The following is a 12,918-nucleotide window of genomic DNA, read 5'->3' as shown; positions in this document are numbered from 1 at the left end:
CACTGAGTGTATTAAGTGATATAATACACTACATACGATACAGAAACGAACGCAAAAACGCCGTGCTTTCGTCTTATGAATGTGTAGGTGAAGGAGGAAGCGACTTGAATGGAATTGAAGCAGGCGGCATGCAGTTTGATCTAGATTTAAGCAAACCCTTATATGAGCAGGTTCTGCAGCAGATAAGAGGTTCAATCGCAAGGGGAGGAATTGCGTTGGGAGAGAAAATACCATCCGTACGGGAACTCGCACAGACGCTCAAGATAAATCCAAATACGGTGATGCGTGCGTATCAGGAGCTGGAGCGCGATGGACTAACGGAGACGCGGCGCGGGCAAGGGACATTTATTACGACGAATAATGAGGTTGTGCAGCATATCCGTAACAATCTGGCGGCGCAAGCGACGAAGGAATTCCTAGAGAAGATGCATAGTATTGGATTTACACGGATCGATATACAGCGATTTTTGGATGAAGGGGATGAATGACAGATGAAGACGGAATGGGCTGTTACGGCGAAGCATGTAACGAAGCGTTATGGAAATCAATGGGCGCTGAATGATTTCTCGATTGAATTACCTGCTAATCGTGTCATTGGCGTGCTAGGGGCGAACGGTGCCGGGAAGTCGACCTTCTTCCGAATGATTACGGCCATGACGCAGCCTGATCACGGGCAGGTCGAGGTGTTCGGAGAGAAGCCGGGCTGGGAGACGAATCGTCTCATCGCTTATTTGCCGGATCGCGCACGCTGGTATAACTACCATAACGTACAGCATGCGCTGGATTGGGCAGAATCGCTGCTGCCAGGCTTTGATCGCAACCGAGCAGAGGCAATGCTCGAGTTCATGAAGCTGAAGAAAGACATGGATGTACACGGAATGTCCCGCGGTCAGGAAGCAAGGCTGATGCTTACATTATGCCTGTGCCGCGATGTACCTTTGTTGATCTTAGATGAACCTTTTTCGGGGATCGATTTAATCTCTCGTGAACGTATTATCGGCGCGCTGATCGATAACATGAGCGACAGCCAACAGACGGTGCTGATTAGCACGCACGAGATCCAAGAAGCGGAAAGCCTATTCGATTATGCGCTGTTCATGAACGATGGGCAGACGCTGCTGCATGGCGATGTCGAGACGCTGCGCGCAGAGCGGGGTTCGATAGAGTCCATATACCGAAGTCTATATCAGTAAGGGGAGAGAATAAGACATGAATCGCAATGCGCTTAGCTATTTAATCAAACATGAGTTAATGCGGCGTAGGCCGACGCGGATGTGCCGGAAATGGATTTCAATATATGCTGCCATTGTGGCGATCATTCTAATCGGCGCTTACGCATTCCTGCACGTACAGATCACGTTCAAGCCAGAAGTATTGTTGTTCATCATTTATGTGTTCCCGTATTTTGCGTTTATGCAAGCCTACATGATGGTTAGTAGGGAATTTAAAGATGGAACGCACGGGTGGTGGCTGACGCTTCCTTATTCACGAGGAGTGCTTCTACGTTCCAAATACGTCGCAGCGCTAATACGAATCGTGCAGTACGGGCTTCTTGCCTTTGCTGCGACGTGGGCCATCAGCGTTCTGAGCCAGATGGTTCAGGGGAACCTATCGGCAGATTCAATCTTCCAATTCACCACCCTGGAGTTCAAAGCCTATCTAGCCATGTTTACGCTCGTTCCATTCATGATTGGCTTTGGGCTGTTCGGTTCGATTCTTCGCGGGACGCAGTGGAAACCGCTACTACCGCTCGTCTGGGTGATTTATGGGCTGTCAGCGAACGCCATGTCATGGATTCCAGCGGTAGTATTGAACGATGATGGTCATTCTTTCTTTACGTTTATGCAGATGCCGATCACGCAAGCGGAAGGGCTGATGTTCGTAGCTTTCCTAGCGTTGTCCTTTCTAGCTGGCGGAGTATTTTTGTGGGCTGCTGTGAAGCTCATGAATCGGCAATTAATCCAATAATAGATTAACGCAGTGAACCATAAAGGAGGCTAATTCATATGAGTATAGCGATCGAAGTGAAAGGATTGCAGAAGGGGTATGGCGGTAAGCTTGCTGTTCAGGATCTTCAGTTTCAAGTGCGGACAGGGACGTGTTTTGGGCTGCTCGGCCCGAATGGGGCAGGGAAATCGACGACGATGAAGATTCTCTCCTGCATCACAAAGGTAGATCACGGCAGGGTGAATATACTCGGATACGATACAGCAACGCAGTCGCAAGAGGTGCGCAAGATCATTGGCTACGTCCCGCAAAATATTACATTGTACGAGAAGCTGAGCGCTTATGATAATCTACTATTTTTCGGAGAAATGTACGGGGTTACGGGGAAAGCATTGAAGCACCGCATTCGAGAAGTGCTGGAGCAAGTAGGGCTTGCAGATCGGGCGAATGATGCCGTGAGCACCTTCTCTGGCGGGATGATGCGGCGAATTAATATCGCAGCTGCGCTGCTGCATAAGCCGAAATTCATGATTCTGGATGAACCGACAGTCGGGATCGATCCGCAGTCGCGGAACCATATTTTCGATTTGATTCAATCGCTCAAAGCGGAGGGCATGACGATCATCTACTCCACGCACTATATGGAGGAAGTCGAGGCATTATGTGAAGACGTGGCGATCATTGACCACGGCCAAGTGGTTGCAGCAGGTGCATTGAATGAGCTGCTCGCACAATACGGCGGTAGATCGGTCTATCTGGAGCTTGAAGGGGATGTTCAGCCGGACCTGACTCCATTGTCGGCGAAGGTTACGAAGCAGGGACGTGGATTCCGCATTGAGACGGACGCTGTGCTAGACACGATCCGCCGTGCCGCAGAGCTCTGTCAACGGCGTGGATATCGGACATCACAGCTTGAAGTGGTGAGGCCGTCGCTTGAAGCAGTGTTCCTGGAGCTCACGGGAACTTCGCTGCGTGACGCTTAGGATACGAGGGGAGAGGTTAGTATGATACGGACCATCGCGCGGAAAGAAATCAAATTGCTCATAAAAGAAAAAGGTACATTCTTCTGGCTGCTCGGCATGCCCATTCTATTCATTGTACTGTTCGCTACCGTATTCAGCAGCGCGAGTTCAGCAACGCTGACGGTGCAATATATAGACCAAGACCAGAGTGCGGCTTCACAGCAGTTCCTGAAGACGATCGGGGATACGAAGGCATTCCAATTGACGCTGGATGGGGAGCTGACGACCGAGCAGCAGATTAACAAGATCAAGGACGGGAAGCTATCGGCGTTGATCGTGTTCCCGAAGGGTTTCGGCGATAGCTTGAAATCCGGTGACCAACAAGCGCAGATTATGCTCTATCACGATGGCATGAGCAGCAATATCATTGGCCCGATTGAAGCGGTCCTCCAGAACGTCGCTGGCAAATACCAAGAAGAGAAAATCGCAAGCGCCCTAACGGCAGCGGGGAAAAGCCAAGCCGAATTGAAAAAGGTGCTGACGCCGCCGATTCGAGTCGACGAGAAGCAAGAAGTGACCGATGGGTCGATCAGTATGATCACACAGGTTGTCCCAGGTTACACTGTCATGTTCGCGTTCTTCGTCATTACTTCGATGGTGCGCCGATTTATGAAGGATAAGGAATCGGGTATGATCTCCCGGCTTAGCAGTACACCGATGCGCTATATGAGCTATTTGGTCGGGATGTGGGTGCCGTATATCCTGGTTGTCGTTGTGCAGTGTACGATTTTGCTTGGCTTTGGGCATTTTGTGTATGGATTGCATCTCGGCGATGCATTTGCGATCGCAATGATTGTCTTCGCGATTGCCATTTGCGGTACGGGGCTTGGTCTAGCCATCTCCTTGATCGTGAAAAGCGAGAACCAAGGCATGGCGTTCACCCAGCTTATTACAATGGGTGGCGCGGTGCTCGGAGGTTTGTGGTTCCCAGCTGATATGCTGCCAGGATTCTTGCAGACGATTGGCAGAATCATGCCGCAGTATTGGGCACAGAAGGCCCTGCAGAATGTCATGGTGCATGGCGCTCATCTTCAGGATATACTGCCGAATCTCGGTGTCATGCTCCTCGTAGCGGTTATCGGATTGGCGCTTGCAACACTACGATTCCCTCGATTTATGAAGAGTGCGATAAGCTAGAGGATAGCAAGAAAAGAATCGACATTGGCCTGGGGGTTGCTGTCCTAATAGAAATAAACAAAAGACCTTCAGGGTGCCGCAGTCACGAAGCGGCTCCTGAAGGTCTTTTGTCACCCTATGAGGAAGCATAAGTTAAAGCACGTATTAAATCAGGGCGATGACGAGCAGCTCGAATAGCACTAGAGGCAGAATCACGTTCGAATAGCTCGGATTTTGGTAGGGATAGGGTTGAGGGTAGGGATATGGATATGGAGATGGATAGTAGGTACGGCGCCCTGGCTGGGTCTGCAAATAGAGATGCCCGGCATCCACATCGATAATCGTGCCTTCAAATGTCCTGCCGTCGATGGTCTCTACGCGGACGGAGCGATTCTTGTATTGGTGGCAGAGGGGAAGCAGCTTCTCACGCACTTTCTGAAGTTGACCTGCAAAGCCCTCATCTGCTTGATAGATACGGTTCTGATTGCAGGATGTGACCGCAGCGGATTTTTTCTTGCGCATAGGTTCTTCTTATAACCTCCTTGGCAATTCGTGTTGTAATAAGATATGCAGATGCCCAGGGAATGTGTTAATCTGAGGAGGTTATTCAAGGAATCCGTGCAAGGAGGAGAAAGGAATGTTCGAAAAAAGTCATATCAGTGGAAATCCAGATAAAGATTACCCGGAAGCCATTCGTCAGCTTGCTGCATTGCTAGAAGGGGAGACGAGCGCGATTGCGAATTTATCCAATGCTTCGGCATTGCTGAACGAATATATGGATCGTATCAATTGGGTGGGGTTCTATCTCTATGAGGAGAAGTCGAATCAATTGGTACTCGGACCATTCCAAGGGCTGCCTGCTTGTGTACGCATTCCGCTCGGACGGGGTGTATGCGGGACGGCTGCGGAAGAGCGAAGAACGATTGTCGTCGAAGATGTGCACAAGTTCCCGGGCCATATTGCCTGTGACGCGGCGTCGAGATCGGAGATTGTTATTCCGCTCATCCTGGAGAATCAACTCATTGGTGTGTTGGATATCGACAGCCCGGAGGAGAGTCGATTTCATGAAGTGGATCGCGCGTACCTAGAGCAATTCACAGCGGAACTGCTCCGGCATTTGGGCGAATTGAAGCGCTAGGCTCGTCTGTGTAGGAAATTAGGTGTTCGATTTCGGATGCCAATGCTGCTCGATAAATTGGTCTCGACCGGAGAGAAGTCGATCTTCTCGGTAATGGTCGGGACTTTTTTTGTAATAATCTTGGTGATAATCTTCGGCAGGATAGAACGTCTGCGCAGGCAGAATCTCCGTGACAATCGGCTTCTCGAATCGTCCGCTTGCAGCGATGACCGCCTTGGAGGCTTCAGCTTGTTCACGCTGCTCTTCCGAGTGATAGAAGATTGCTGCGCGATAAGAAGGGCCACGGTCTTGGAATTGTCCTTCGGCATCGGTCGGATCGATTTGAGGCCAGTACAGCTCGAGCAGTTGTTCATAACTGAACTGTGTGCTGTCGAATGTAATCTGTACAACCTCATAATGTCCTGAGGTCTGCGATTTGACGTCGGCATAGGTTGGATTTACGGTATGACCACCGGTATAACCAGAGACAACCTTTAGAATGCCGGGCAATTGGTCGAAAGGCTTGACCATGCACCAGAAGCAGCCGCCAGCGAAGGTTGCGAGTTGAATGGAAGATGTGTGATGTTGTTCCATGTTGCTTGAACCACCTTTGTCGAGTTAATGGATAGAACACTAGATTATGATGAAATGGAATGACTAATATGTTGACGGAACACCAGCGGTGCCAGCATATCTTGCGGCCCACGACGCTGGACAATGGAGAGTGCCCGTATGAGCCTACCACCATCGACGGGTAAGGCCACGAGTTCATGGTTGTTCAGTTCCTTGTCCACGACAAGATTGGATAATACGGATAGGCCGAGTCCGGAGAGCACGGCTTCTTTGACGCCTTGATTGCTGCTGAGGATGAAGGAGCGCTTCACATGCAATCCGCGGCGCTCGATGAATCGATCATGGTAGGCTCTTGTCCCGGAACCGAGTTCGCGGAATACCCATATTTGTTCCTGCAGCAGCTCTGTTGTTACTCGCGGCATGCGAGACAAGGGGTGAGCAGGTGGGGCAATGACGAGCATCTCATCTTCCATCCAGTGGCTGATTTCGAGATCGTCTTGATGCAGTTCACCTTCTACGAGGCCTAGATCCAGCGTATTGGCACGAATCCCTTGCAAGATCCCTTCGGTATTCGCAATCGTAACTTGTACATCGACTTGTGGGTGATGCTGTACGAAACCCGCGAGCAGCTTCGGGAGCACGTATTCTCCGATGGTAAAGCTTGCTCCAATCTTGAGGGTGCCGGTGACAGTTCCATGCATCAGCTGAATTTGGGATTTGGCTTCTTCGTAGAGGGACAGTATCACCTTCGCCCGTTGATAGAGCACTTGCCCAGCCTCCGTTAATCGCACATATTTGGGGGAGCGGTGCAGGAGCTTCGCCCCGAGCTCTCGCTCTAAGTTGCGTATATGAAGGCTAACGCCCGGCTGAGACAAATTAAGGGCCTCTGCAGCGCGCGAGAAGTTCCGATGTTCAATAACCGTGACGAAAATTTGGAGCGAATCTGTAATCATGGGAATGTACCCTCCCTTGCATGAATATTCAATCCGATGTCCGGCGTCATGTTTGACGTGATCATTTTCATCATAAACGGAATCCCTGATCCTCACAAGGTTTGGCACTTTCAGGTATATAATTTGGGGGAATGGGGTACGATGATATTTGTGCCTGAATTCAATTCTGGTTGCTCCTCATCGTAATGATGGAGATGCAAGCGAAGACAGGGTCTAAATTTCTGAACGGTGATAAGTTGTCATTGCAGTATGATTGCTTGATATCATCGCAATGTACGCGCTTTCGCTGGATTAGGGGAATTTATGTCGCTTTGTCATGGTCTGGAAAAGTTAATGGCACATAAGTGTTTGACTTTCCATAAAATAATATGGTACTATGAACAAGTAAATACGAATTAACAATGAAATGCTCCTGAAGATTTGAGATCTGGATTCACATATTCTAAAGGGTATTATGCGGTATGATCAAATACCTTTCAGAATATGTGAATTTTTATTTACCACCCGTAAATATAGGAGTAGCATGTTAATTATTTTGAGGAGGCTACACACATGCAACAAGGTACAGTTAAATGGTTCAACGCTGAGAAAGGTTTCGGCTTCATCGAAGTTGAAGGCGGCAACGATGTATTCGTACATTTCTCCGCAATTCAAGGCGACGGCTTCAAGACTCTTGAAGAAGGCCAAAAAGTTGAGTTCAACGTTGTTCAAGGCAACCGCGGACCACAAGCTGAGAACGTTGTAAAATTGTAAGACTAATTCGTCTACAATAACGTCCTGAGCAATCGGGAGGTTCTCGAGAGCAGCTCACCCTATGGGTGAGCTGCTCTTTTTGTTGTTAGAATATGTACAAGTCTTCGGGTTCCCCGCGCTGTGGGGGTTATTTTGCGTGCTTGGAATCATGCAATTGGGGCAACCTTTAGAAGAATGACAACGTCAAACGATATATAACATCAAGTTTTGAGAGAATAGGAGTGGTAGCGTGACCCGAAATTTAACGCTAGCAGCCTCATTGGGGCTCACGCTGGTCGTGATGCTGAGCGGTTGCGGCAATCATAATGCAGAGCGATCTGTTCAATCCAATCAGATACCAGAGACAACCCACATCGTCCAGCAGACTGAACGGCAGCCAGGAGCCGTTGACTATACGGTGCGTTTTACAGCCAATAAGAAGGTAGCCAGCAAGCATGATAAATCCGTGGAAGCCGTGAAGAATATGATGAAGCAGGCGAAGCAAGGTAAAGTCGCGGGAAGTGAGTACGGTGCACAGACCGGATTATTTGATGACGTGGAGAAAGACTGGGGTAAGCCTGATACGAATGAGTCTGCAGGCAAGGGCATCTACGCCACCTATGCGAAGAAGCATATCGTATTCGGTTACAACAAAGGGATGCAAATATTCGATGTTCGTTCCGAACGCCCGGAGGTGCAGTCGCTGACGCTATCCGATGTGGAGAAAGCGCTAGGAAAGCCAAAGGAAGTACGTAAGAGCGGCAAAGATACGATATATGTCTACCCAGCAGGCGAGGATTATGAATTGAAGTTCGTCATGCCAACGCCAACGAAGAAGCAGCCAAATCCGCATATTCATCATATCTCGGTGTATTATCCGAGAGGTGCGGTGAATTTGATGCTGGGTTGAAGCTAGAAGAGGCCCCTCCGAATCGGAGGGGCCTCTCTTTATGATGTCTTATTCCACAGTACCTTTCTCGAATGCTTCTTCTTGGGCTTTGAATTGCTCCAGAATTTTCGCTAGGTTTGTCTTAATCGCTTCGGCATCTTTCGCTTCCACGGCTTTGTCCAGGTCAGAGAACAATTGACTTTCCTTGGTGTTGTATGTCACCGTTATTGCTGCTTGGCCATCGCTTGGCGTAGCGATGATCGCGTACTCCGCCTGCTCCTGTCCAGTTTGAGGTGCTGTGAGGACATCTTTTAACATGTGGGATTCTACCCCATTGGCAGTAACCGAATTTGCTCTCGTAACCGTAACGGAATGCTCGTTAACTTCGAACTCCGCGACATGCTTCTTCTGCTTGTCGAGGACATCCTGCCAATCTTGCAGCGTCTCTGGGGCATATTGCTTCACCAGTTCAAGGAAGTTGAACATGGGCTTGGCTGCGGTGGCTGTCATTTGCACGTTCACCACTTTGCCTGGTTCAACGGGCTTTGTGGAGGAGCTAGCGGAGACAGGCAGCGCTGCGGCAGTCAATAGAAATGCGGATAGAATGGAACTTGCGACGATATTTTTTTTCATGGTTGGTACACTCCTTTGGGTTGTGGTTTGTTGTTTACAAGACCTATTGTAGGACGAAAATGTGGCAGGTCATGTCCGAAATGATGTAAAAAGAATGGCAACTCATATCTCCTTAAGCTTGGACTGCTATAATGGCACCATGATAAGAGGAGGTTCGGATGGATGAACAATTATCGCATCGCCGTCGTAGATGATGATCTAAATATAAGACAGTTAGTAGAGTCCTATTTGCAAAAAGAAAATATGGAAACCATCGGGCTTGGGACGGCCGAGGAGGCATGGATCCTCTGGGAGAACAATCCGCCCGATATGTGGGTACTCGACATTATGCTGCCTGGCATGGATGGATACGAGTTGTGCCGCAAAATTCGAGCCAACGCGGAGGTGCCGATTATCATGGTCTCGGCGCGGGATGACGAGGTCGATAAAATACTAGGCATCGAGCTGGGGGGCGACGATTATATGGTGAAACCCTTCAGCCCAAGAGAGCTCGTCGCGCGTGTGAAGCGTCAGCTGCAGCGCATGCAGAAGCTTCGAATGAAGGAAGAAGAGCTGCAGCTGGACGAGGAAGTTGTCATGGCGCTTGGTGAGCTCCGTCTCTTGCTGCATGATCGGCGAGCCGTCTGGCGCGGGATAGAGATCGACCTTACGAGCAAGGAGTTCGATCTGCTCAAACTGTTCGTGGAGCGCCCGAATCGTGCTTTTGCCAGAGACGAAATCCTGCAGCTGGTATGGGGGGACGACTATTTTGGCAGCGACCGCGCGGTAGACCATCTCGTAAAGCGGCTGCGCAAGAAGGTTGAAGACCTGCCGGTTGAAGCGGTATGGGGCCTCGGTTATCGGCTGAATGGGGGGGAGTGTTAGGATGAAGCTGATTACTCAGATTAACCTGGCGTTCGGTGCGCTGCTCGTGCTTGTGTTCGGCGTCATCGCCGTTATTATTCATACGGTGTTGCTGGATCACTTCATGGGCAAGCAGCAGGAAGAGCTTCAGACTCTCAGTACAACCTTGTCGCAAACTATCGTCCTGCAAGATACGCGTGCCATCCCTTCGGCTAGCTTTAAAGTCAGGTATCTGCCAGCAGAGAGTGATATTGAGGCCATTATTCTGGACGGTCAGAGTCGGGTTGTCTCATCAACGCTGTCGCCTCAGACCTCAGCTGTGGAGGTGGGAGTTTCATCGGCTGCGGCTGCTATGCCGATGGATGCGGAGATGCGCAAGATCGTCGAGGGCAAGGACAAGCGGTTCCTTACCGGTACAGCGGTAACGAGAGCAGGCGACCAGCTAACGTTGGTGTCTCCTGTCAGTAAAGTTCGAGAGATCGAGATGAAGCTATTCAGCCAGCTGCTCATCGTGCTGTGTACGGGGTTCATTGTGGTGTTCCTCTTGGGCTTGTTCATGACGAAACGGATTATTCATCCTCTGATGCGATTGCGCGAGGAATTGAAGAAGGTGCGTGGCCGGAAGTACGCCGAGGTCGAGCTGGTGAAGGCGACAGGCGAGATCGGCGCAGTAGCAGAGACGGTCTATGATCTGGCGCAGGAGCTGGACCAGTATCACCGGGTTCAGAAGCAATTTTTCCAGAATGCTTCGCATGAGCTCAAGTCCCCCTTGATGTCGATTTTCGGGTATGCAGAAGGGATTCGGGATGGCGTGTTCGAAGGCGAGAGCATGCGACGCGGACTGGAGATCATTATGAGTGAAGGAAATCGGGTAAAGAAGCTGGTCACCGAGATGACGTTGCTCGCTAAATTGGATAGCGAAGAGGATATCTTCCAATTCGAGCGCATAGCGGTGAAGGATATGCTGCTCGAGACGGAAGAACGCGTGAACCCGATGCTGATGAAAAATAACTTGCAGTTGCAGATCCAGTATCACATGGACGACCCGGAGGCCCTGCAAATTCATGCGGATCAGGATAAGTTATTGCAGGCGCTGCTCAACGTGGTGACGAATTCGATTCGCCATGCGAAGGAAGAGATTCATATTCATGTGCGGCAACAAGGCAATCATGTGCTCATCTCCGTGCAAGATGATGGAGAAGGAATTCCGGAGCAGCTGCTTCCTACGTTATTCCATCGATTTGTGAAAGGAAAGGGCGGCGAGTCGGGCTTAGGACTAGCCATTGCAAGGGCGATCGTTGAACGCTGCGGAGGGAAGATTTCAGCGATGAATCGGGACGCAGGCGGGGCGATGCTCGATTTTGATTTTCCGATGTGCAGGGCGTGAGTCTGTCGAAGTAAGTAATAAGAGACCTGAGCTACCTCAGGTCTCTTTGTGTCGTGTGCAAGATTCGATCTAATTGGGATTAGCCTAACGTATGTTCTTTACGGAACTCGCCGGGCGTCATGCCTTCGAGCTTTTTGAACACCTTACTGAAATATTTCTCGTCCTGATAGCCAACCATCTCGGCCACTTGGACAATGCGGAGATGTGGATTATGCAGCAGCTGCTTCGCCTTGTCAATCCGGAACCGGCTGAGATAATCCAGCAAAGTGACGCCATATTCTTGCTTGAACTTCCGAGCGATGTATTCGCGGCTCAAGAAGAACTTGGCTGCGATATCTTGCAGCGAGATTTCCTGCTGATAATGGCGCTCTAGATATTTCGCAATGTCATGGATGAAGAAGTTGTCCTTGGTATGCTGCTGGGTCATGATCTTGCTCACCGCTGTAAGCCGGTCTCTGAACTGCTGCTTCAACAGCGCAAGTGACAGGAAGCCTTCATCATTGAGCGGCAAGGGTGGAGCGGGCTCGGCTTCGGTGAGCTTCGATTTCTCTTCTGCGGGCGGGGCGTCGCCTTCTCCCTCAAGCCATTGCATCTGCATCCAGTCCCATTCCTTATCCCATTGGAATAGCTGTTCCGGCGTAATGGAGCTGAGGCCTTGGATGTCATCCATCCAAGCTTCGGTCACCGTCTCCATCTGCTCACTCGACCCGCTTAAGGCAGCGAGTCGGAGCTCTTCCTGCATCGCTGTCAGGCGAAGGGGGCGGGAAGCTAGGACATTGTCCGGCTGCTGCATGGCATGCAGCAGCTTCGGCTCCAGCAAGTTGCGCCGCCATAATGCGCTAGTCGCTTCTTGATACGCGCGGGGCGCTTCCTCGGGGAACGAGCGCATGTCGCTCATGCCGAAATGAAAGCGTCGGCGCAGCGTACTATAGAGTCCTTCGTTGATCGCTTGCAAAAGTGAGGGGAGCGTACGCTGTTCATCGTTGTATAGAATGACAATCTCCCCCGTCCGATTTAATTGGCGAAAGGCCACCCCGCGCGACTGCAGAATTTCGTTGCAAATGTTAATAAGCGTGAATAAGAGCAGTTGCAGCTGGTTCTGGAATTTGGCGCGCAGCTTGTGATCAAGATGGGAGACATCCAGCACCGCGATCGAACAGGTAGTCTTCGGGAGCGGGAGTTTAATCTCCTCGCGCAGTTGAGCCAAGAGGGCGTCACGGCGTCCTTCACCTGATATCAGGTCGGTCAGGAGCTTGTCCGCGTAATGCGGCTTCATCTCATTCATTTCCATCCGTTGTCTTGTGACGCGTTCGCGCGCTTGCTCTTCCTGCTTCCAGCATGCCGCCGCTTGCGCTAAGGCCGCATTCAGGGCCGCGGCCTGCACAGGCTTCAGAATATAATCCATACCGCCGCTGATCAGCGTATGCCGCACGAGATTGAAGTCATCGTATCCGCTGATGACGACGACTTTGATCTGCGGGGCATAGGTGTGCAGCCAGGTTAGCAGCTCGGTGCCGTCCTTGTGCGGCATGCGCATGTCCGTCAGTACGATTTGCGGCTTATGCGCCTCGATCATCGTGATGGCGGCTTCGCCATCCGCAGCTTGCAGCACTTCGGTAATTCCGTGCTCTTCCCATTGGGCGAGCAGGTTAATGGCATCGCGGACGTGCTTCTCATCGTCCACGATCAGTACTTTCATCGTCATT

The 12,918-nt window shown here is 50.6% G+C and carries 15 protein-coding genes; 10 read left to right on the top strand and 5 right to left on the bottom strand.

The window, feature by feature from the left end:
• The first annotated feature begins 104 nt into the window (after positions 1–104).
• The 5 genes from GCU39_RS22570 to GCU39_RS22550 are packed head-to-tail and all read left to right on the top strand — an operon-like array spanning position 105 to position 4,106.
• The gene (locus tag GCU39_RS22570; RefSeq protein WP_152395538.1) at positions 105–488 is read left to right on the top strand and encodes a GntR family transcriptional regulator; all 384 of its coding nucleotides are present in this window, start codon (positions 105–107) and stop codon (positions 486–488) included.
• 3 nt (positions 489–491) lie between these two features.
• On the top strand, positions 492–1,193 hold the full coding sequence (locus GCU39_RS22565; protein WP_152395537.1) for an ABC transporter ATP-binding protein: 702 nt from the start codon (positions 492–494) through the stop codon (positions 1,191–1,193).
• 16 nt (positions 1,194–1,209) lie between these two features.
• The gene (locus GCU39_RS22560) at positions 1,210–1,968 is read left to right on the top strand and encodes an ABC-2 transporter permease (RefSeq protein WP_152395536.1); all 759 of its coding nucleotides are present in this window, start codon (positions 1,210–1,212) and stop codon (positions 1,966–1,968) included.
• Between the two features lie 38 nt (positions 1,969–2,006).
• The gene (locus GCU39_RS22555; RefSeq protein WP_152395535.1) at positions 2,007–2,930 is read left to right on the top strand and encodes an ABC transporter ATP-binding protein; all 924 of its coding nucleotides are present in this window, start codon (positions 2,007–2,009) and stop codon (positions 2,928–2,930) included.
• Positions 2,931–2,951: 21 nt separating this feature from the next.
• The gene (locus tag GCU39_RS22550) at positions 2,952–4,106 is read left to right on the top strand and encodes an ABC transporter permease (protein WP_152395534.1); all 1,155 of its coding nucleotides are present in this window, start codon (positions 2,952–2,954) and stop codon (positions 4,104–4,106) included.
• A gap of 144 nt (positions 4,107–4,250) precedes the next feature.
• On the opposite strand, the gene GCU39_RS22545 is transcribed toward GCU39_RS22550, so the two are convergent.
• A complete protein-coding gene (locus GCU39_RS22545; RefSeq protein ID WP_152395533.1) occupies positions 4,251–4,607 on the bottom strand; it encodes a hypothetical protein in 357 nt (118 codons plus the stop codon).
• A gap of 115 nt (positions 4,608–4,722) precedes the next feature.
• Between GCU39_RS22545 and GCU39_RS22540 the strand changes: the two genes are divergently transcribed.
• Positions 4,723–5,223 carry a GAF domain-containing protein gene (locus tag GCU39_RS22540; protein ID WP_152395532.1) on the top strand — a complete coding sequence of 167 codons (501 nt, stop codon included), beginning with the start codon at positions 4,723–4,725 and terminating at the stop codon, positions 5,221–5,223.
• An 18-nt stretch (positions 5,224–5,241) separates the two neighbouring features.
• Here GCU39_RS22540 and msrA read toward each other — a convergent pair whose 3' ends face one another.
• Both msrA and GCU39_RS22530 read right to left on the bottom strand, forming a co-directional pair.
• Positions 5,242–5,796, bottom strand: a complete 555-nt coding sequence (msrA, locus tag GCU39_RS22535) for a peptide-methionine (S)-S-oxide reductase MsrA (protein WP_152395531.1) — start codon at positions 5,794–5,796, stop codon at positions 5,242–5,244.
• Between the two features lie 44 nt (positions 5,797–5,840).
• Complete coding sequence (locus tag GCU39_RS22530) at positions 5,841–6,728, bottom strand: LysR family transcriptional regulator (RefSeq protein ID WP_152395530.1); 888 nt, start codon at positions 6,726–6,728, stop codon at positions 5,841–5,843.
• A 552-nt stretch (positions 6,729–7,280) separates the two neighbouring features.
• Between GCU39_RS22530 and GCU39_RS22525 the strand changes: the two genes are divergently transcribed.
• Entirely contained in the window at positions 7,281–7,481 is a 201-nt protein-coding gene (locus tag GCU39_RS22525; RefSeq protein ID WP_152395529.1) for a cold-shock protein, read from the top strand.
• 229 nt (positions 7,482–7,710) lie between these two features.
• Positions 7,711–8,370, top strand: a complete 660-nt coding sequence (locus GCU39_RS22520) for a YjgB family protein (protein WP_152395528.1) — start codon at positions 7,711–7,713, stop codon at positions 8,368–8,370.
• A gap of 48 nt (positions 8,371–8,418) precedes the next feature.
• Here the strand turns inward: GCU39_RS22520 and GCU39_RS22515 are convergent, their stop codons facing one another.
• Positions 8,419–8,982, bottom strand: coding sequence for a hypothetical protein (locus tag GCU39_RS22515; RefSeq protein WP_152395527.1), 564 nt, complete (start codon positions 8,980–8,982; stop codon positions 8,419–8,421).
• 162 nt (positions 8,983–9,144) lie between these two features.
• Here GCU39_RS22515 and GCU39_RS22510 point away from each other — a divergent pair, with 162 nt between their 5' ends.
• Positions 9,145–9,846, top strand: a complete 702-nt coding sequence (locus GCU39_RS22510; protein WP_152395526.1) for a response regulator transcription factor — start codon at positions 9,145–9,147, stop codon at positions 9,844–9,846.
• 1 nt (position 9,847) lies between these two features.
• Positions 9,848–11,212, top strand: coding sequence for a sensor histidine kinase (locus tag GCU39_RS22505; RefSeq protein WP_152395525.1), 1,365 nt, complete (start codon positions 9,848–9,850; stop codon positions 11,210–11,212).
• 79 nt (positions 11,213–11,291) lie between these two features.
• Here GCU39_RS22505 and GCU39_RS22500 read toward each other — a convergent pair whose 3' ends face one another.
• The gene (locus GCU39_RS22500) at positions 11,292–12,911 is read right to left on the bottom strand and encodes a response regulator (protein WP_152397383.1); all 1,620 of its coding nucleotides are present in this window, start codon (positions 12,909–12,911) and stop codon (positions 11,292–11,294) included.
• Between the last annotated feature and the right edge of the window lie 7 nt (positions 12,912–12,918).

It is taken from the genome of Paenibacillus guangzhouensis (assembly GCF_009363075.1).
GTDB classification, from domain to species: Bacteria; Bacillota; Bacilli; order Paenibacillales; family Paenibacillaceae; genus Paenibacillus_K; species Paenibacillus_K guangzhouensis.
This window is presented reverse-complemented; position numbering and strand designations above follow the sequence as displayed.

Excerpts from the sequence above, each read along its gene's own strand:
- GCU39_RS22545 (WP_152395533.1), bottom strand. The coding sequence starts at position 4,607 with ATGCGCAAGAAAAAATCCGCTGCGGTCACATCCTGCAATCAGAACCGT.
- GCU39_RS22565 (WP_152395537.1), top strand. The coding sequence starts at position 492 with ATGAAGACGGAATGGGCTGTTACGGCGAAGCATGTAACGAAGCGTTAT.
- GCU39_RS22550 (WP_152395534.1), top strand. The coding sequence starts at position 2,952 with ATGATACGGACCATCGCGCGGAAAGAAATCAAATTGCTCATAAAAGAA.
- GCU39_RS22560 (WP_152395536.1), top strand. The coding sequence starts at position 1,210 with ATGAATCGCAATGCGCTTAGCTATTTAATCAAACATGAGTTAATGCGG.
- GCU39_RS22510 (WP_152395526.1), top strand. The coding sequence starts at position 9,145 with ATGAACAATTATCGCATCGCCGTCGTAGATGATGATCTAAATATAAGA.
- GCU39_RS22525 (WP_152395529.1), top strand. The coding sequence starts at position 7,281 with ATGCAACAAGGTACAGTTAAATGGTTCAACGCTGAGAAAGGTTTCGGC.
- GCU39_RS22555 (WP_152395535.1), top strand. The coding sequence starts at position 2,007 with ATGAGTATAGCGATCGAAGTGAAAGGATTGCAGAAGGGGTATGGCGGT.
- GCU39_RS22530 (WP_152395530.1), bottom strand. The coding sequence starts at position 6,728 with ATGATTACAGATTCGCTCCAAATTTTCGTCACGGTTATTGAACATCGG.
- GCU39_RS22540 (WP_152395532.1), top strand. The coding sequence starts at position 4,723 with ATGTTCGAAAAAAGTCATATCAGTGGAAATCCAGATAAAGATTACCCG.
- GCU39_RS22500 (WP_152397383.1), bottom strand. The coding sequence starts at position 12,911 with ATGAAAGTACTGATCGTGGACGATGAGAAGCACGTCCGCGATGCCATT.
- GCU39_RS22505 (WP_152395525.1), top strand. The coding sequence starts at position 9,848 with ATGAAGCTGATTACTCAGATTAACCTGGCGTTCGGTGCGCTGCTCGTG.
- msrA (WP_152395531.1), bottom strand. The coding sequence starts at position 5,796 with ATGGAACAACATCACACATCTTCCATTCAACTCGCAACCTTCGCTGGC.
- GCU39_RS22515 (WP_152395527.1), bottom strand. The coding sequence starts at position 8,982 with ATGAAAAAAAATATCGTCGCAAGTTCCATTCTATCCGCATTTCTATTG.